At 70.1% G+C, this 17270-nt stretch carries 16 protein-coding genes; 7 read left to right on the plus strand and 9 right to left on the minus strand.

What is annotated here, in order from left to right; translation table 11 throughout:
* The first annotated feature begins 1 nt into the window (after position 1).
* The 3 genes from ACFFCN_RS04655 (at position 2) to ACFFCN_RS04665 (ending at position 3433) form a co-directional block, all read left to right on the plus strand.
* On the plus strand, positions 2 to 883 hold the full coding sequence (locus ACFFCN_RS04655; protein WP_375489960.1) for a dihydropteroate synthase: 882 nt from the start codon (positions 2 to 4) through the stop codon (positions 881 to 883).
* Positions 880 to 2832, plus strand: coding sequence for an ASKHA domain-containing protein (locus ACFFCN_RS04660; RefSeq protein WP_375489961.1), 1953 nt, complete (start codon positions 880 to 882; stop codon positions 2830 to 2832). The genes ACFFCN_RS04655 and ACFFCN_RS04660 overlap by 4 nt, the downstream gene beginning before the upstream one ends.
* A 91-nt stretch (positions 2833 to 2923) precedes the next feature.
* Complete coding sequence (locus tag ACFFCN_RS04665) at positions 2924 to 3433, plus strand: DUF1638 domain-containing protein (protein WP_375489962.1); 510 nt, start codon at positions 2924 to 2926, stop codon at positions 3431 to 3433.
* 149 nt (positions 3434 to 3582) lie between these two features.
* Here ACFFCN_RS04665 and ACFFCN_RS04670 read toward each other — a convergent pair whose 3' ends face one another.
* The 5 genes from ACFFCN_RS04670 to ACFFCN_RS04690 form a co-directional block, all read right to left on the minus strand.
* Positions 3583 to 4941, minus strand: coding sequence for a DUF222 domain-containing protein (locus ACFFCN_RS04670; RefSeq protein WP_375489963.1), 1359 nt, complete (start codon positions 4939 to 4941; stop codon positions 3583 to 3585).
* Between the two features lie 48 nt (positions 4942 to 4989).
* On the minus strand, positions 4990 to 5655 hold the full coding sequence (locus tag ACFFCN_RS04675; protein ID WP_375489964.1) for a cytidylate kinase family protein: 666 nt from the start codon (positions 5653 to 5655) through the stop codon (positions 4990 to 4992).
* Positions 5656 to 5658: 3 nt separating this feature from the next.
* Positions 5659 to 6150, minus strand: coding sequence for a pyridoxamine 5'-phosphate oxidase family protein (locus ACFFCN_RS04680; RefSeq protein WP_375489965.1), 492 nt, complete (start codon positions 6148 to 6150; stop codon positions 5659 to 5661).
* 66 nt (positions 6151 to 6216) lie between these two features.
* Positions 6217 to 7077: a methylenetetrahydrofolate reductase gene (locus ACFFCN_RS04685; RefSeq protein WP_375489966.1), complete on the minus strand. Its 861-nt coding sequence runs from the start codon at positions 7075 to 7077 to the stop codon at positions 6217 to 6219.
* An 84-nt stretch (positions 7078 to 7161) separates the two neighbouring features.
* Positions 7162 to 7674, minus strand: coding sequence for a GNAT family N-acetyltransferase (locus ACFFCN_RS04690; RefSeq protein WP_375489967.1), 513 nt, complete (start codon positions 7672 to 7674; stop codon positions 7162 to 7164).
* Between the two features lie 257 nt (positions 7675 to 7931).
* On the opposite strand from ACFFCN_RS04690, the gene ACFFCN_RS04695 reads away from it, so the two are divergent.
* Positions 7932 to 9452 carry a phospholipase D-like domain-containing protein gene (locus ACFFCN_RS04695; protein WP_375489968.1) on the plus strand — a complete coding sequence of 507 codons (1521 nt, stop codon included), beginning with the start codon at positions 7932 to 7934 and terminating at the stop codon, positions 9450 to 9452.
* 15 nt (positions 9453 to 9467) lie between these two features.
* Here the strand turns inward: ACFFCN_RS04695 and ACFFCN_RS04700 are convergent, their stop codons facing one another.
* Complete coding sequence (locus tag ACFFCN_RS04700) at positions 9468 to 10292, minus strand: alpha/beta fold hydrolase (protein ID WP_375489969.1); 825 nt, start codon at positions 10290 to 10292, stop codon at positions 9468 to 9470.
* A gap of 141 nt (positions 10293 to 10433) precedes the next feature.
* Here ACFFCN_RS04700 and ACFFCN_RS04705 point away from each other — a divergent pair, with 141 nt between their 5' ends.
* Together ACFFCN_RS04705 and ACFFCN_RS04710 are read left to right on the plus strand one after the other, a co-directional pair.
* A complete protein-coding gene (locus ACFFCN_RS04705; RefSeq protein ID WP_375489970.1) occupies positions 10434 to 10589 on the plus strand; it encodes a hypothetical protein in 156 nt (51 codons plus the stop codon).
* Between the two features lie 123 nt (positions 10590 to 10712).
* Positions 10713 to 12482, plus strand: coding sequence for an MFS transporter (locus tag ACFFCN_RS04710; protein WP_375489971.1), 1770 nt, complete (start codon positions 10713 to 10715; stop codon positions 12480 to 12482).
* 14 nt (positions 12483 to 12496) lie between these two features.
* Here ACFFCN_RS04710 and ACFFCN_RS04715 read toward each other — a convergent pair whose 3' ends face one another.
* Complete coding sequence (locus tag ACFFCN_RS04715) at positions 12497 to 13021, minus strand: MarR family winged helix-turn-helix transcriptional regulator (protein ID WP_375489972.1); 525 nt, start codon at positions 13019 to 13021, stop codon at positions 12497 to 12499.
* A gap of 141 nt (positions 13022 to 13162) precedes the next feature.
* On the opposite strand from ACFFCN_RS04715, the gene ACFFCN_RS04720 reads away from it, so the two are divergent.
* Positions 13163 to 14407 carry an MFS transporter gene (locus ACFFCN_RS04720; protein ID WP_375489973.1) on the plus strand — a complete coding sequence of 415 codons (1245 nt, stop codon included), beginning with the start codon at positions 13163 to 13165 and terminating at the stop codon, positions 14405 to 14407.
* A 98-nt stretch (positions 14408 to 14505) separates the two neighbouring features.
* Here the strand turns inward: ACFFCN_RS04720 and ACFFCN_RS04725 are convergent, their stop codons facing one another.
* Together ACFFCN_RS04725 and ACFFCN_RS04730 are read right to left on the minus strand one after the other, a co-directional pair.
* Positions 14506 to 15576: an alkene reductase gene (locus ACFFCN_RS04725; RefSeq protein ID WP_375489974.1), complete on the minus strand. Its 1071-nt coding sequence runs from the start codon at positions 15574 to 15576 to the stop codon at positions 14506 to 14508.
* A 106-nt stretch (positions 15577 to 15682) separates the two neighbouring features.
* On the minus strand, positions 15683 to 17086 hold the full coding sequence (locus ACFFCN_RS04730; RefSeq protein WP_375489975.1) for a glutamate decarboxylase: 1404 nt from the start codon (positions 17084 to 17086) through the stop codon (positions 15683 to 15685).
* Between the last annotated feature and the right edge of the window lie 184 nt (positions 17087 to 17270).

Genomic DNA, 17270 nt, shown 5'->3' on the forward strand with positions numbered 1-17270 from the left:
GATGGCCGCACAGCTTCGCGAAACGACCCTGCGCTCGGCGAGCAAGGAGGTCGTGCTCGGGCACGAGCGGCCGTTCGTCGTGATCGGCGAGCGCATCAACCCGACCGGGCGCAAGATCTTTCAGGAGCAGCTGCGCGCCGGGGACCTGTCGGCCATCGAGCGCGACGTCGCAGCGCAGGTCGCGGGCGGCGCCGACGTCCTTGATGTCAACATGGGCGTACCGCTCACCGACGAGCCGGAGCTGCTCGCGAAGGCGATCACGATGGTCCAGGAGTTGACGGACCTGCCGATCTGCATCGACTCCTCCGTGGTCGAGGCACTCGAAGCGGGACTGTCGGCGTACCAGGGACGTGCGCTCGTCAACTCGGTGACCGCCGAGGACGAGCGGATGGAACAGATCCTGCCGCTGGTCAAGCAGCACGATGCGGCGATCATCGCCCTGCCGAACGATGCGGACGAGATCCCGATGGAGTCGGACAAGCGGCTCGACCTCGTCGCCAAGATCGTGCGCGTGGCGACCGAGGAGTACGGCATCGCCATCGACGACATCGTGATCGACCCGTTGGCGATGCCGATCGGCGCCGACCAGTCGGTGGTGCAGACGACGCTGACGACGATCCGCCGCATCCGTGACGAGCACGGGCTGAACATGACGCTCGGCGCGTCCAACGTGTCGTTCGGGATGCCGGGGCGGCACGCGATCGGCGCGGCGTTCCTGCCACTTGCAATGGGCGCCGGACTGACCAGCGCGATCATGGACGCGCGCACGCCGCAGATCGTCGAGTCGGTGCGCGGCACCGACCTGTTGCTCGGCCACGACGAGTGGGGCATGAACTGGATCGCGTCGCACCGCGCGAAACAGGCCGCCGCGACCGCAACATGACCGACGGCCCGGCCGTCGACGTCGACAGCCTGCGGCGCGAGGGCCTGCTCGCCGCGCCGAACGGACCGGTCTCCGTCGAGCACGACGGCGTCGGCCGGGTCGCGCTGACCCTGCAACCCACCGGCGGCAGTCCGCGCACGGTGCGGGTGCCGCCCGGCGTCACCGTCTTCGACGGCGCGAGCTGGAACGGCGTGGCCATCGACTCGACCTGCGGCGGGCACGGCACCTGCAAGAAGTGCAAGGTGCGCGTCGTCGACGGCTCGGTGCCCGTGTCCCGGCTCGACGCCCGGGCGTTCACCGCGGACCAACTGCGCGACGGGTGGCGGCTCGCGTGTCTCGCGCAGGCCACGCAGGACCTGACGATCGACGTGCCGCCGCTGGTCACCCGGCCGAAGGCCGCGACGGTGGGTGTCGGGCGGCAGGTGATCCTGCGTCCCGCGGTGCAGAAGCGCTACGTCGAGCTCGAGGAGCCGACGCTCGCCGACCAACGCACGGATCTCGCCCGGTTGCTCGACGCGATCGACGACCTCGAGCCGACGCCGGACATGCACGCCGTGCGTCGGCTGCCGACGGTGTTGCGCGAGGCGGACTTCAAGGTCACCGCAGTGGTCGTCGACGAGGTGCTCGTCGACGTCGAGCCCGGCGACACCCGCGAGCGCCAGCATGCGATCGCCTTCGACCTCGGCACCACCACCGTGGTGGCGACCCTGCTCGACCTCGTCACCGGCACGCCGGTGGCGGTGCGTTCGCGGCTGAACATGCAGCAGCCGTTCGGCGGGGACGTCATCTCGCGGATCAGCGCGACGATGCTCGATCCGGGCATGCTCGCCCGGCTGCGCACCGCCGCGCACGAGACGCTCGCCGAGCTCGCCGCGGAGGTGTGCGAAGAGAGTGGCGTCGCGGCTGCCGAGGTCTACGAGGTCGCGATCGCCGGCAACGCCACCATGACCGCGCTGGCGCTCGGCATCGATCCCGAGCCGCTCGGCGTCGCGCCGTTCGTGATGTCCTGCGCGGTCCCGCCGGTGGTGCGGGTCGGCGAACTGGGCCTCACGCTGCACCCGGGGGCGCGCGCAACGCTGTTTCCTGCGCTCGGTGCTTACGTGGGCGGCGACATCGTGGCCGGCATCCTCGCCACCGGCATGGACCGCGACAAGCGGCTGCGGCTGTTCATCGACGTCGGCACCAACTGCGAGATCGTGCTCGGTGACGGCGAGCGCATCCTGTCCACGGCGGCGCCCGCCGGGCCCGCGTTCGAGGGCGGTGCGATCCGCTGTGGCATGCGCGCCGCCGAGGGCGCCATCGAGACGATCAAGCTGGACCCGGCGGCCGAGACGACGGACGCTGCGGTCACGCTCGGCGTCATCGGCGACGTAAGCCCTGTCGGGCTGTGCGGCTCCGGCCTGGTCGACGTCGTCGCCGAGCTGGTCCGCGTCGGGCTCGTCGACGCGTCGGGGCGCTTCGTGGCCGACGACGTCGCCGCGTCGGCCGCCCCGGCACTCGCCGACCGGCTGACCAGCATCGGTGCGGAACGCGTGTTCGTCATGTACCGGCCGGCGCCGGATACCGCGCCCGAACACACCGTCTACCTCTCGCAGCGCGACGTGCGCGAGCTGCAGTTCGCGAAGGCCGCGATCTCGACCGGCTGGTCGCTGCTGCTCGAAGAGTTCGGCATCGAGGCGCGCGAGGTGCAGCAGGTGCTGCTGGCCGGGTCGTTCGGCAGCTACCTGTCACCAGCGTCGGCTGTGCGGATCGGCCTGGTGCCGAAGCTGCCCGTCCTGCGCATCGTGTCGGCGGGGAACGTCGCGGGCGAGGGCGCGAAGATGGCGCTGTTGTCGCGGCGCGAGCGTGAGGGCGCAGCAGCACTGCTCGAGGAGGTGCGATATGTCGAACTCTCCGACCGTGCCGATTTCAACGACGCGTTCGTCGACAAGCTCGCCTTTCCCGGCTGAGCGCGACGGACGCGCGGGCCGCGTCGCACTGATCGCGTGCGGCGCGCTCGCCCAGACAGCCGCCGACATCGCGGCGCGCCGCGCATGGGCCATGGACGTGCACCCGCTGCCGCCGCTGCTGCACAACCAGCCGCAGCGCATCGCCGGCGACGTGCGCGCGCTCGCCTTGCGCCTGCGTCCGGACTACGCCGCGGTGGCCGTCGGCTACGCCGACTGCGGCACCTACGGCGCGCTCGACGACGTGTGCGCTGAACTCGGCCTGCGCCGGCTGGCCGGCCTGCACTGCTATGACGTCTACGGTGGCGCGCAGCAACTGGAACAGTTCTTCGCCGACGAACCCGGCACCTATGTGCTGACCGACTTCCTCGTCCGCTCGTTCACCCGCACGGTGTGGCGCGAGCTGGGGCTCGACCGCTACCCCGACCTGCACGAGACGTATTTCGGCAAGTACCGCCGGGTTGTGTGGCTGGCCCAGGAACCCGACGACGAGTTGCGTTCGCTGGCCGAGGACGCGGCACGTCAGTTGCGATTGCCGTTGACCGTCGTCGAGACCGGCGCCGGCGGCCTGGAGCGCGAACTCGCCACCGTGCTGCCGGCCTGAGGTCACCGGTCGGAGACTCTGCCCGATCCAGGTGCCCACGATCACCGACGCGCGCGCAGACACCACTGAGCTCGACACGCTCGGAAGACCGCACACCAGCGTGTAACCCGGCCGGCGCGTCACCTGACCAGCGGTCACTCCGGTCCACCTCAGCCGGTCAGGCCGACGTCGACGTCGATGGGGAAGTCGATCTCGGCGGCGTGGTGGACGGTGTTGTGGACGGGTGTTTGTTGTGGGTCGATGAAGGCGGGTGGGATCCAGTGCGGGCGGCCGTTGATCATTTGTACGTGCCAGCCGTGTCGGGCGAATTGGCGGTGGTGGTAGCGGCATAGCAGGCACAGGTTGTCGATGTCGGTGGGTCCGCCGTCAGTCCATTCGCGTATGTGGTGGGCTTCGCACCAGGCGGCGGGGCGCTCGCAGCCGGGGAAGCAACAGCCACCGTCGCGGGCGGCGAGGGCGTAGCGCAGCGCGGGGGTGGCCAGGCGTTTGGTGCGTCCGCAGAACAACACCGCACCGTGGTGGTCGACCACGATGGGCACGATCGCGGCGTCGGTGAGGTTGGCCTGCACGAGGGCGGTGGGCCACAGGTCACCGTTCGCGCTCTGCGCAACACCCACGCGGGCGTGAGCGCCACCGCCATCGCCCTCGTCGGTGCCGGTGAGGTCTTGGGCGGGCATGCGGAGCAGGACGGTGACCGGTGCGCCGCCAGCGGTCGGCAGGTCAGCGGAGCGCAGGAGTCGTTTGCCGGCGTCGATCATCGCGTCGTGTCGCCGTTGTGCCGGGGACCGGTCGTCCGGGCCGCCGTCGGCGGCGGGCTGTGGCGCGGCGAGGGCGTCGAGGATGGCGTCCCAGAGGGCGGTCAGTTCCGCGGTCCATTCCCCGCTCGGGCGGCTCGAGCCTCGACCACGCCGGGCCAGGGTGAACCCGCGGCGGCGTTCGAGCTCGGCATCGTCGGGGGCGCGCCCGTCCGGGTCCAGGCGGGCGAGCAGCATGTCGGCGGTCTGCGCCAGCGCGCCCGGGTGCTGGTGCCGCGCAGCCTGGACCAGCAACTGCTCACACACCGGCACGACCTCGTGCGCGACACGACGCGAGACCCGGTCAGTGGCCGTGGCGATCACCGTGATGTGCGCAGCGGAGATCTCCCCCGCCCGCGCCGCGGCCGCGCAGCGCGGCAACACCGCGGGCGTGACCGCACCGGTGAGCGTCGTGTTCGGCTGCACCGCACGGGCCTGGCGCACCCGGGCCTTCGCCTCGGCCGGTGTCACCCGCAGCATCTGCACCAGCAGGTCCGCGGTACTCGAGCGCGCGTACTCCCCGGCCACCCCCCGCTCGTCAACCTCGCCCAGCACCCGATGATCGACCGCGACCAACCGCCGCCGCTGCACCTCCAGCTCGCGCAGCAGCTGCGTCACCTCGACCGAACCCAGCATGGTCAACGACGCGTCCAGCAGGTGATCGAGTGCCGCGCGCAGCGGCCCGACCATGCTCGAAACGACGTCCTCGCCCATACCGAACACATTAGAACAGGGGTCTGACAGAACCAGTCTGTCCAGCGGCTATCGGTCGCATTCTCGGACCGGCTTCACGGGTTCGTCGTTGTGCACGATGACGTCCGCGTGGTCGGTCGGCCTGGCGATCGCGAAGTAGAGCTGCTGGGCCGGGAGGTAACGCTCGCGCCAGCGGCGCTCGATCGCGGCCGGCGATGACGTTCCGCGGTCCCGCATGACGGCACGGTCCAGGGTCTTCTCGAACGTGGTCGACACGAAGACGCGCAGGTCCCATCGATCGATGAGTTCGGGACGCATCAGGAAGACGCCGTCGAAGATCAGCACGGCGTCGGCGCACGCAGTCGTTGCCGCCGGGCTCACCGCTGTGTCCGCGGCGTGGTCGTACACCGTGTGTTGGAAGCGTCGGTCTCCGCCCGGACCGAGCGGGTCCAGCAAGACTCGGTTCACGGCGCCGATGTCGTGGGCGTCGAAGTAGCAGCTCTCGGCCGAGTACTCCCCCCGCCGGTATCGCTGTGCCCTGGGGAACAGGAAGTCGTCGATCGTCGCGCGGATGACGCTTCGGCCCTGTGCGCGCAACACGAGCGCCAATTCGTCGGCGAGCGTGGTCTTGCCGGCGGCGGGAGGTCCGTCGACGGCAACGCGGGTCGGATGCGCACCGCTGACAGACCCGACTGCCTCAGCCAGCCGGGTGAGCACCTCGACGCGGTCGCCCACGAGTTACAGGTCGACGGTGCGGTTCTCCGCCGGGAACTCGTCCGGGTCGTCGTGTTTGATCGCCCGGCGCATACCCAGCAACTGCTTGACCTTGCTGTTCGCCGCGTCCCAGTACTCCGCCGTGTCGGCGTGCACCTTGATCAGCGCCAGGTTGGGGGTGTCGAGGCCCTGCGGAAACCACGCCTCCAGCGGCTTGGCCCACAGGGTCTCGGCCTTCGCGCGGTCATGCACGATCTCGGCCGTGCCGGAGATGGACGTCCACTCGCTCTTGCTGTCGTTGGCGAGCGCCACGTTGACCTGCGGATGCTCCTGGATCTGCGTGGCCTTGTCCGAGTCGTCGTAGGCGAAGAACCACAGGTCCCCGTCGAACTCGGTCTTCTGCACTCCCATCGGTCGACTCACGTGTCTTCCGTCGGACGTCATCGTGGTCAGCATCGCCGAGTGGGCACGCCCCACGAGGTCGATCACCTTGTCGCGACCGTCTTGGTCTGCCATTGCCTACCTCCGAACGCTTGCCTCGGCAGCTGTGTTGCGCCGCAAGGCTTAGCTACCCACTCCGGGTCAGGTCGTGGCCGGTGCCTTCAACCGCGTGAGGAAGTCGCGCCGCCACGCCTCGGTCTCGGCGATCTGATTGAAGGTGAACACGTGCAGGCCCGCGACGTTCGCGTCCGCCTGCGCGAACGCCGGAGCGAGCTTCTCCAGGAAGCGCTCGCCAGTGAAGCCGCCGGGCGCGGCCAGCCGGGTCAGCGTGCGGCGATGCTTGACGAGGAAGCGCGTCGACTCCCCCACCCCGATCTTGGTGGCCATCCCGAGCAACTTCGCCCGGTCGATCGGACCGGGCACGCCGACGTAGAGCGGCTGCGCGATACCCCGCGCGCGCAGGCGCCGCAGCCAGACCGCGAGCGTCTGGGGGTCGAACGTCATGTTGCTGACGATCTGCGTGGCGTGCTGGCGTTTGTCCCACATCGCCTGCACGGTGAGATCGTCGTGGATGGTCGGGTGCGACTCCGGGTAGCCGGTGACCCCGACGCCGGCGAACGGATGACCGAGCTCGGCGAGATCGTGCAGCAGATCGAGCGAGGCACGGTAGTCGCCGGCCGGGGGGTCGGCGTCCCCGGCCGGGACGAAGACGGTGCTGACGCCCAGTTCGCGCAGCCGGTGGCAGATCTCGGCAAGCTCGTGACGTCCGGACACCATCCGCGCGGCGAGGTGCGGCACGACGTCGTAGCCCTGGGCCGCGAGCCGCTCGGTCAGCTGCAGGGTCGCGGTCAGACCCTTCGACGGCGATGCGGTGATCGTGATCGTCCGGTCGGTGCCGACGTGTTCGAGCACGACGTCCTCACACGACGCCGTGGGCAGCACTTCGTAGCGTGCCTCGACGAGCAGCCGGGCCAAGGACGCGGCGACAACTCTGTTGCGCATGATGAAACCCGTTTCGAATTACGCACCAAGCGTCGCCAGCGTACGGGCGCGGCACGCGCGGCGGCAACCGGCACGCGGCAGCAATCAGTCGCGCGTGTCGGCTCCGGCCGGATACACCATCTCCACGTCGCCGACCGACAGCTGCGGCGACAGTCGGTAACCGAAACCGACTGCTTCGAACAGGTCGCGTGAGCCGCGATCGTCGGTGCGAACGCGCAGCGCCACCGGGCCGTCGACATCACCCAGCACGGTGCGCAGGGCGGCCGTCGCGATGCCGCGCCGGCGCCAGGACTCGTCGACGGCGAGGTCGACGAGCCACGTCGTCGGCCCGGACCGGTCGAGCACCAGCGCGCCGACGGCGTCGCCTCCGACGCGCAGCGTCCATTGCCGCGCCTCGGGACGTTGGCTCAATCGGCGCACGCATTGCAGGCGGTACTGCAGGTCCAACAGCGAACTGCGCGTCGGCTCCGGCAGCTGATCGAGTTCGGGCTGCGCCTGCCGGAACAGTTCGCGCAGCAATCCCTCGTCGGCGGCGACGGTGGGGCGCAGCGAGACCTCGCCGATCGAGGCATCGCCGTTCGTCGGCAGATCCGCCACCGCCCGTAGGTCGGGACGGGTTCCGTCGCTTTCCGCGGCGCCGTCGGACCGGCGACCGGGCAGGACGTGCAGCGACTCAGACAACCGAGCAGGCCTTTCCGTTACCCCGGGCTTGATGATCCGGTCCAAAGCATAGGGTGAAGTGCAGGTAAAGTGAAGTACCTAATACTCACGCTGCGTACACGTAGGGATCAGCCGGTCAATTGCCGCACCAGGCCGCTGCGTCGGCGGCTGCGCCCGGCCGGTTGACTGGACAGGTGCCTGCGTACCTCCGGCCTGCCGACGCCGACTGCCCGACCTACGTCGACGACACCGAGTGGCACCCGCTCGTCGACGGGGCGGCGTACTTCGACGAGCTGCTCGCCGCCACGGAGGATCTCGGCGACGGGGACGCGCTGTTGATCGGCAACCTCGCTGTGGACCCGTGGCTCGACCTGCGGGGCCGCGCGCCCGGGCAGCCCGGGTACGAGGCGTTCGGTGAGCGGCTCGCCCGCGCCGCCGCCGCCGGAGCGACGGTGCGCGTGCTGCTGGCCGGACGGGTGCTGGCGTCCACGTTGCCCGTCGCGGGTCTCGGTGACTTCCGCAAGAACGCACTGCATGCACAGGAGTTGCGCTCCTGGCAACCGGCCGGGCACGGCGGCGACCCGCCTCTCGAGGGCCGCGTGCTCGTCGACTTCTCCGGATCGCTGCCCGGCGCCAATCATCAGAAGGTCGTCGTCGTCTCGCGCGCGGGCGAGTTGACGGCATTCGTCGGCGGGATCGATCTGGAGCCGGACCGGCGCGATGCCGCGCCGCACGACACGTTGCGATACCGCAACGCCCGGTGGGGGTGGCACGACGCCGTCGTCCGCCTGCGCGGGCCGGGCGCCACTCGCGTGTGGGACGTACTCGCGCGACGCTGGGACGAGGCGGCGACCCTGCCGGGCAAACACTTCGTGCGCCGGCCGCCGCGCTGGGAGGAGCTCAACCCGGGCGTCGCACAGCCGACGCCGCCGAGCCGTCCTCCGCAATCACCGGTGACCGCTGCCGCCGGCACGCAGGTCCAGGTGCTGCGCTCGATCCCGCGGCACAAGTTCACCTCGGCGCTGCCCGGCCGCACCATCGAGTGGAACGCATTGCCGCGCACCGGCGTGCACGAGATCTACGAGACGCTGTCCACCGCGATCGGCGAAGCACGCCGCTACGTGTACCTCGAGGATCAGTACCTGGGCGAGGAACTCGGCGCGGACCACAGCTACGAGCTCTACGGCCGGCTGCGCGACGCCGCCCGCCGCGGCGTCAAGGTCATCATGCTGGGCTCGGGCATCCGCGACCCCGCCGACCCGGGTATCCATCTGCGCCAGATCAACCGCAAGCTCAACCGCGACCTGCGGCGCAAGGTGGTCGACGGGCTCGGTGCGCACCGCGCGAACGTCGCCGTCTACCGCCTCGAGCACTGCACCGTGCATGCCAAGCTGTTCCTGATCGACGACGCGTTCGCCTGCATCGGCTCGGCAAACCTGTTCAGCCGGTCGATGGGCGGGGTCGACAACGAACTCGCTTGCGCGGTACAGACGACCACCTCGCTCGTGCGTGACCTGCGGGTGCGGGTCTGGGGCGAACACCTGCGCGCGCCGTCGTCACCACAGCTGCGTGGCGCGCTCGAAGATCTCGACACCGCTCTGGGCATCTGGGACACCCGATGGCTGCCGCCGCTCGCGTCGTCGCTGACGTGGCGTGCACCGGGAACGCCGCCGGGTTACGCACCGACCGAGACCGTGTTGCATCGCGTCGACTGACCCGGGCGGCATCGATCACCCGGCGAACCCGCGCAGCGCGTCCGCGACCTCACCCGGACAGTCGATGATCGCCGAGTGGCCGCTATCGGCGAGCACCTCGACCTGCGCGCCGACGTCGCGGTAACGCTGCGCGGAGCGCGCGCCGTAGAAGTAGTCCTTCTCGCCGAGGATGACCAGCGCCGGCTTGCCGATCGCGCGCAGCTGCGCGTCCAACGGATTCACGCGCAGCCGCTCACGACGGTCGCGGATGACGACGCGGAACATCCCCGGGTTGGTCGCGCGGAAGTCCGCGATGCCCTGACCGACGAGGTCGCGCTGCGGCAGCCGGCTCCTGCTCGCCACTGCGCCCAACGAGACCGCGACCGGTACGGCGATGCGGTGCAACACAGTGCCGAGCAGCTGCGGCGTCATCAGCGCGCTACCGGGCGGCAGGCGTGCGTCTGAGTAGTCGGGCGCCTGCGCGACGATGACGACGCGCGCGACCCGCGGTGATGTCGCGGCGACGCCGACCGCCACGTCCGCACCGAAGGAGTGCCCGACGACCACGACGTCGTGCACGTCGAGCTGATCGAGCACACCCTCGACCACAGCGGCCTGGGCCGGCGCGTCCAATGCGGGACCGCCGGTCGCGCCGAGACCCACGAGATCCATCCGGACGACGCGGAACGTGTCGTTCAAAGATGCGGTGACGAGGTCGAACCACTGCAACGAGCTGGCAAAACCGTGCAGCAACACCAGCACGCGACCGTCCGGAACACCGTCGAGCTGCACGTGCACCTCGCCGCGGTAGTCCGCGGTGTCGACGGCGAGCATCGATCCCGTCTTCCGGCGAACTGGCACGAGCGACATTGTGCAACGACCGCTCGCGCGCTCCGGACGGCAGTTCTTCCCGACGGTTTCGAATCGCGGTGATCGGGTCAGACTCTGCCGTGCGCCGTGATGCCGGTCACGGCGGTCATCGACAGCACAAAGGAGCGCTGCATGATCCTTCTCGGAGTCATCCTTCTCATCATCGGGTTCGTCGCGAAGATCGCCATCGTCTGGACGCTCGGCATCATCGCGATCGTCATCGGCGCGATACTTGCGATCCTCGGTGCAGTCGGCCGTGAGGTGGGTGGCCGCCGACACTGGTACTGATCGATACGCGCGCCGCGTGGTGACCGGTCAGATCGGTCACCACGCGTTGTGCGCGCGTAATGTCGGGGTATGGCGGATGTGACGTCCGATCCGTAACCACCCACCTCCACCGGCGGAGTTCCCGTGCCCGACACCAACGACTTGTCCGCGCCCACCCAGAGCGGCGACACGAACGGTCGCCACGAGCGTGCGGCCGGCTCCAATGACAACACGGTCTCGGTGGCCGAACTGCTCGAACGCGAGAAGTCCCGCGCCGAGACCCTCACGCCGCCCGGTGCGCACGAGGCCGACGCGAATCCCGCCCCAAGAGCCCCGGACTCCGCGTCCGCGTCGCGTCCGGAAACCGGCGGTCAACAGGCCGGAGCCGACCAGCGGCGTGGTCCCGAGCCGCACAAGTGGTGGACGCTCGTCGCGGTGTCGCTCGGCACCTTCATGCTGTTGCTCGACGTCACCATCGTCAACGTCGCGCTGCCCGACATCCAGACGGCACTGCACTCGTCGTTCTCCGACCTGCAGTGGGTGGTGGACGCGTATGCGTTGACGCTCGCCGCGTTGCTGCTCACCACGGGCAGCCTCGCCGACCTGTTCGGCCGGCGGAGGCTGTTCGTCGTCGGTCTCGTCGTGTTCACGCTTGCGTCGTTGCTGTGCGGTGTCGCGACGAACACCCTGTTCCTGCAGCTGTCCCGTGCCCTGCAGGGCATCGGTGGCGCCATCATGTTCTCCGTCTCGCTGGCGTTGCTCGCCGATGCGTTCCGCGGCAAGGACCGCGGGACCGCGTTCGGGATCTGGGGCGCGATCACCGGCCTCGCCGTGGCGATCGGCCCGCTGCTCGGCGGCGCGTTGACGTCCGGGCTGTCCTGGCGGTGGATCTTCTTCGTCAACCTGCCGATCGGCGTGCTGGCCGTGGTGATCACCATCGCGCGAGTGGCCGAATCCAAGGCACCGCACGCACGCCGGCCCGACTGGCTGGGCTTCGTGGTGTTCACGGTCGCGCTGGCCAGCCTGATCTACGGGCTCATCGAGAGCAGCGAGCGCTCGTTCCACGACGCACGGGTGATCGGCTGCCTGGTCGCGGCCGGCGTGTTGCTGGCGGCGTTCCTGCTGATCGAGGGGCGCGGCAAGTCGCCGATGTTCGATCTCTCGCTGTTCCGCAAGCCGACGTTCACCGGCGGGGCGATCGCGGCCTTCGGGCTGAGCGCGTCGATCTTCGCGCTGCTGCTGTACCTGACCCTCTACGTGCAGGACGTCCTCGGCTTCAGCCCGTTCGGCACCGGCCTGCGACTGCTCGTGCTGTCCGGCGGCATCTTCGTCGTCGCGGCCATCGCGGGCCGACTCACCTCACGCGTCCCGATCCGGTTCCTGGTCGGGCCGGGGCTGCTCATCGTCGGTGTGGGTCTGCTGCTGATGCGCGGACTGGACGCGTCCTCGCTGTGGACGCACCTCATCCCGGGGCTGATCGTGTCCGGCGTCGGTGTCGGCCTCGTCAATCCGCCCTTGGCGTCGACAGCGATCGGTGTGGTCAAGCCGCAGAACGCCGGTATGGCCTCGGGCATCAACTCGACCTTCCGGCAGGTCGGCATCGCCACGGGTATCGCGTTGCTCGGCACGCTGTTCACCACGAAGGTCACCGACGAGATCACCCGCCTCGTGCACGGCGTGCCGCAGCTCTCCTCGCACGCCGCACAGCTCACCAAGGCGGTGACCGGCGGCGCGGTGCGACAGGCCGTGCAGAGCTCGCCGGCTGCGACCCGGCCGAAGATCGAGCACATCACGACATCGGCGTTCACCACCGGACTGAACTTCATTCTGCTGGTCGCGGCCATCCTGGTGCTGGCCTCGGGCGTCGTTGCGCTGGCGACGATCCGGCAGAAGGACTTCGCGCAGCAGGACTGAGCGCGGCGGGCTGATTACTGCTGCGCGCGGCGCTTGACGTCGTGCTGGTCCTGCCCGGCCAATGCCTTCTCCAGCAGCCGCGCGAGCGTCTGCCGTTCGGCGTCGGTCAGTGGCGCGAAGACGCCGCTCTCGTCGTGCTCGACGTCGAGCACCGCGGTACGGAACAGGTCCCAGCCGTCGCGGGTCAACGACACCTTCATCCGGGTGCGGTTCTGCGCGTCGGGCACCCGCTCGATCAGGCCGCGCTCCAGCATCCGGTCCAGCCGGTGCGTCATCGTGGACGCTGAGACGCCGGCCGCGTCGGCAAGGAGCGACGGGTGCGAGCTGCCGCCCCGGCCCTCCAAGGCCAGCGCCTGCAGCACCGGCCACTCGGTGCGCGAGATGTCGATCGCGTCGAAGCGCCTGCTGTAGAAGACGTCCAGCCGGCGAGAGAGCCGCGACAGCGCCGTGACGATGCGTTGCACCGTCTCCGCGGCACCGACGTCGGTGTAGACGCGGACCGCGCGCTCGTACTCCGCCCACGGCGTGCGACGCGTCATGGGCAAACCCTAGTGCCGCCGCGCCACGGGGGTGTCGGCCGTCACCCGCGCGACCCCTCAGGATTAAACCGGGGCAACCGATAGTTACCTTCGATATCGAAGTTTTAGATCGAAGTGTTGCTAATCGAAGTGGATAGTTCAGTGCTCCGCCAGTTGGTCCGTCAGCCCACCATCCGTCAACTCGTCGTCCTGATCGCCGGTGCCTCCTTGGGCGCCGTCGGTTGGGGCGCGGTGCTCCCCTTCCTGTACGCCGACATCGCCGACGCGCGCCATCTCGGCGCCTCCACGGCTGCCGTGACGTTCTCCGCCTTCGCGCTGGGCGCGCTGCTCGCCGCACCGACGGCCGGGCGGCTCGCGGACACGCGACGCCCGGTTGTCGTCGCCACAGTTGCGCGGCTGGCCATGGTCGCCACGATCGTCGCGCTGATGTACGCCAGCACGGCCGTCGGCCTGTGGGTAGCGGCATTCGGCTACGGCGCCGCGCTGGCCATGGTGCAGCCGTCCATCTCGGTGCTCGTGCTGGCGCTCACGCCTGCCCGACGCCGCCGCGACGCTTTCGCCTGGCAGTTCATCGGGCAGAACCTGGGCCTCGCGCTGGGCGGCCTGGTCGGGGGCTACGTCGTCGACCTGTCCAGCCCGACCGGCAGCCGGCCCGCCTACGCGTTCGCCGCGGTGTGCAGCATCGCCAGCGCGATGCTCGTGGCGGCGGTCGGCCGGCACACCGAGCGCGCGCAGGTCGTTGTGCCGGACGGTGGCAGCGAGCCCGGCTACCGCGCCGTCCTGCGCGCCCCAGGGGTGCGCTCGATGCTTGCCGTGACGGTGCTGCTCATGCTCGCCTGCTACGCGCAGTTCGACTCCGGGCTGCCGGCGTACGTGCTCAGCGTGCTGCACGTGCCGGCCACGACGCTCGGCACCGCCGTGGCCGTCAACGCCGTGCTCGTCTCGGTGCTGACGGCGCCGGTTGTCCGCGCGACGCGCACGAAGTCGCCAGCGGTGCTGCTCGCCACCTGCGCCCTGGTGTGGATCGGCGTCTGGACGGTGCTGGCCGCGCCGATGCTGCACCGGTCGTCCGCGTCGGTGCTCGTGATCGCGGGGTATGCGCTGTTCAGCGTCGGCGAAACGATGCTCGCGCCGGTGCTGCAACCACTCGCCGCGTCACTCGCACCCGCCGGTGCCGCAGGCCGCACCCTGGCCGCGTTGAGCGCCGCGCAGACCTTCGCCACGGTGATCGGGCCGGCCCTGTCCGGCGCACTGCTGGGCCTGGGCGTGCCGGCGTTGTTCGTCGTCGTGCAGATCCTGTGCTGCGTGTTCGCCATCGAGGGCGCGCGTCGCCTGCACCGGGTGACGGCGGCGCCCCAGCACGCAGCAGTAGCGCTCGCCGGCTGAACGGCCCAGCCCCACCCCATCCCCGGTGATCAACAGCAGGATCGGGTCGTCCTGACGACCATAAGCTGCTGTTGATCACCTAGGGTTGGGGCGACCTGTCAGGTGAGGGACGGGTAGTCGGTGTAACCCTCGGCGCCGCCGCCGTAGAACGTGTCGGCGTTCGGCTCGTTCAGCGGCGCATCCGTGCGCCAGCGTTCGACGAGGTCCGGATTGGCGATGACGAGCCGGCCGACCGCCACGGCGTCCGCCAGGCCTTCGTCGAGGATCTGCTGCGCAGCATCGCGCGATGTGACGTCGGCGAAGCCACTGTTCGCGATGACCGGACCGGCGAACCGCGCCCGCAGGTCGCGAGTCAGCGCCGCGCGCGGGTCGGCGAGGTAGGACAGGTAGGCGATCCCGAGCGGGCGGATCGCGTCGATGAAGGCGTGGTACGTCGCCGCGGTGTCCCGCTCGTCCGTCTCGAGCGCACCCTGGATGTTGTGCGCCGGCGAGATGCGCAGGCCGACCCGCTCCGGACCGATGGCCTGCGCCACGGCGGTGACGACCTCGATGCCGAACCGGGCACGGTTCGCCGGAGTGGCGCCGTAGCCGTCGGTGCGCTCGTTGCTGGACGGTGCGAGGAACTGGTGCACCAGGTAACCGTTGGCGCCGTGGATCTCGACACCGTCAAGACCGGCCGCGACGGCCTGCTGCGCGGCGTGCACGAACTCGGCGACGACGCCCGGGATCTCCTCGGTGGCCAGCGCGCGTGGCGTCGGGTACGGCTGCGGGCCGGAGGCCGTGATCATCGTGTCGGGCGCGGCGATCGCGCTCGGCGCGACCATTTCGCGTACCGGCTTGTTGTCCGGGTGGGCTATCCGACCCGCGTGCATGAGTTGCACGAAAATGTGACCGTCCCGCGCGTGTACCGCGTCGGCGACCCGCGCCCACCCGTCGCGCTGCGCGTCGGTGTGCATGCCGGGGGTGTTGAGGTAGCCCTGGCCCACCCCGCTCGGCTGCGTGCCCTCGGTGACGATGAGCCCGGTACCGGCTCGTTGCGCGTAGTACTCGACGGCGATGTCCTGCGGCACCTGCCCGTCGCCGGCGCGGTTGCGCGTGAGGGGCGCCATGACGATGCGGTTCGGCAGGGTCAGCTTGCCGATGTCGATCGGATCGAACAGAGAGGGCACGCTTCACTCCAGGCTGGCGGTCGAATGGGTACGTCAGTTCCAACCGACCCGCACAGACCGTCCATGCCGAGATGTGACATCACACATCGGGCTGTCAGTGGCGCGCTCAGTGGTGGAACGACTCCGGACCGGTCCGGCCGATCGCGCCGGCGTCGTGCTGCAGCGCATCCGTGACCGATTGCAGGTCACGCGCGAACAGGTCGGCGAGATCGTGCGAGAAACCGTTGCGGCACACGACGCGCAGCACGGCGAGGTCGGTGCGGTCGGCGGGGAACGTGTAGGCCGGCACCTGCCAGCCGTACGCGCGCATCCCCCGCGACACCGCGAACACGTCCCAGCCGTCGACGTCGTCGTTCGTGGTGAACGCGAAGACGGGCAGTTCGTCGCCCTTCGAGATCAGCCGGTACGGGCCCATCCCGCCGATCTGCGTCGACAGCGCGGTGGCGACGTCGCGGCAGGACTGCTGCACGGCGCGCAGGCCTTCCACGCCGAGCCGGAAGAACATGTAGTACTGCGCGATGACCTCGGCGCCGGGGCGGGAGAAGTTGAGCCCGAGCGTCGGCGTGCTGCCGCCGAGGTAGTTGACGTTGAACACCAGCTCTTCGGGCAGCGCGTCGGCGTCGCGCCACAACGCCCAGCCGACCCCGGGATACACCAGACCGAACTTGTGCCCCGACGTGTTGATCGATGCCACGCGCGGCAGCTGGAAGTCCCAGACGAGGTCGCGGTCCAGGAAGGGCGCGATCATCGCGCCGGAGGCTCCGTCGACGTGGATCGGGACGTCCGGGCCGCCGTTCGCGGCGAGCTCGTCGAGCGCGGCGGCGATCTCGGCGACCGGCTCGTAGCTGCCGTCCAGCGTCGAGCCGAGGATCGCGACGACGCCGATGGTGTTCTCGTCGCAGTGCGCCGCCGCCTCGGCCGGCCCGAGGTGCAGCCGGTCGCCGTCGACGGGCACGAGACGCGCCTCGACGTCCCAGTAGCGGCAGAACTTGTCCCAGCACACCTGCGCGTTCGCGCCCATCACGAGGTTGGGCCTGCGCGTCCGGTCGGCGCCAACGCGCTGTTCCCACCTTCGCTTGAGCGCCATGCCGGCGAGCATGCAGGCCTCGCTGGACCCGGTGGTCGAACATCCCGTCGCGATCCCGGGATCCGGCGCGTGCCACAGGTGCGACAGCATCGCGATGCACCGGTTCTCGATGGCGGCGGTCTGCGGGTACTCGTCCTGGTCGATCATGTTCTTGTCCGCCGCGTCAGCCATCAGCTGCGCGGCCTGCGGCTCCATCCACGTCGTGACGAACGTGGCGAGGTTCAGCCGCGCACTGCCGTCGAGCAGCAGCTCGTCGTGAATCAGCTGGTAGGCGACGTCGGCCGGCACCGGTTCGGCCGCGATGCGGTCGAGCGGCGCGTTCACCTCGTGGCCCATCGCCGGATTGGCGAGGCCCAGGAACGCGTTGGCGTCGGCGCGCTCGTCGAGGGTGCGGGAGGGGACCTTGTCGCCACGAAGTGCCATGCGCTGACTATCGCACCCCGCGGTACGCAAACATGATCCTGACATTTCGCTGGCGCAATCTTCGTACTCTGCGGTCATGGTCGAGGCATGACGCAACAGCCGCCACCGTTCGGTCCGCCGCCGTCCGCAGGCCCGCCAGCCGGCTCGCCGCCGCCCCCGCCCGCGGGACCGCCGCCCGCGGGAC

This window comes from uncultured Jatrophihabitans sp., assembly GCF_964246335.1.
GTDB lineage: Bacteria > Actinomycetota > Actinomycetes > Mycobacteriales > Jatrophihabitantaceae > Jatrophihabitans.

Coding starts and splice junctions, on each gene's coding strand:
- ACFFCN_RS04655 (WP_375489960.1), top strand. CDS start 2: ATGGCCGCACAGCTTCGCGAAACGACCCTGCGCTCGGCGAGCAAGGAG.
- ACFFCN_RS04660 (WP_375489961.1), top strand. CDS start 880: ATGACCGACGGCCCGGCCGTCGACGTCGACAGCCTGCGGCGCGAGGGC.
- ACFFCN_RS04665 (WP_375489962.1), top strand. CDS start 2,924: ATGGACGTGCACCCGCTGCCGCCGCTGCTGCACAACCAGCCGCAGCGC.
- ACFFCN_RS04670 (WP_375489963.1), bottom strand. CDS start 4,941: ATGGGCGAGGACGTCGTTTCGAGCATGGTCGGGCCGCTGCGCGCGGCA.
- ACFFCN_RS04680 (WP_375489965.1), bottom strand. CDS start 6,150: ATGGCAGACCAAGACGGTCGCGACAAGGTGATCGACCTCGTGGGGCGT.
- ACFFCN_RS04685 (WP_375489966.1), bottom strand. CDS start 7,077: ATGCGCAACAGAGTTGTCGCCGCGTCCTTGGCCCGGCTGCTCGTCGAG.
- ACFFCN_RS04705 (WP_375489970.1), top strand. CDS start 10,434: ATGATCCTTCTCGGAGTCATCCTTCTCATCATCGGGTTCGTCGCGAAG.
- ACFFCN_RS04715 (WP_375489972.1), bottom strand. CDS start 13,021: ATGACGCGTCGCACGCCGTGGGCGGAGTACGAGCGCGCGGTCCGCGTC.
- ACFFCN_RS04730 (WP_375489975.1), bottom strand. CDS start 17,086: ATGGCACTTCGTGGCGACAAGGTCCCCTCCCGCACCCTCGACGAGCGC.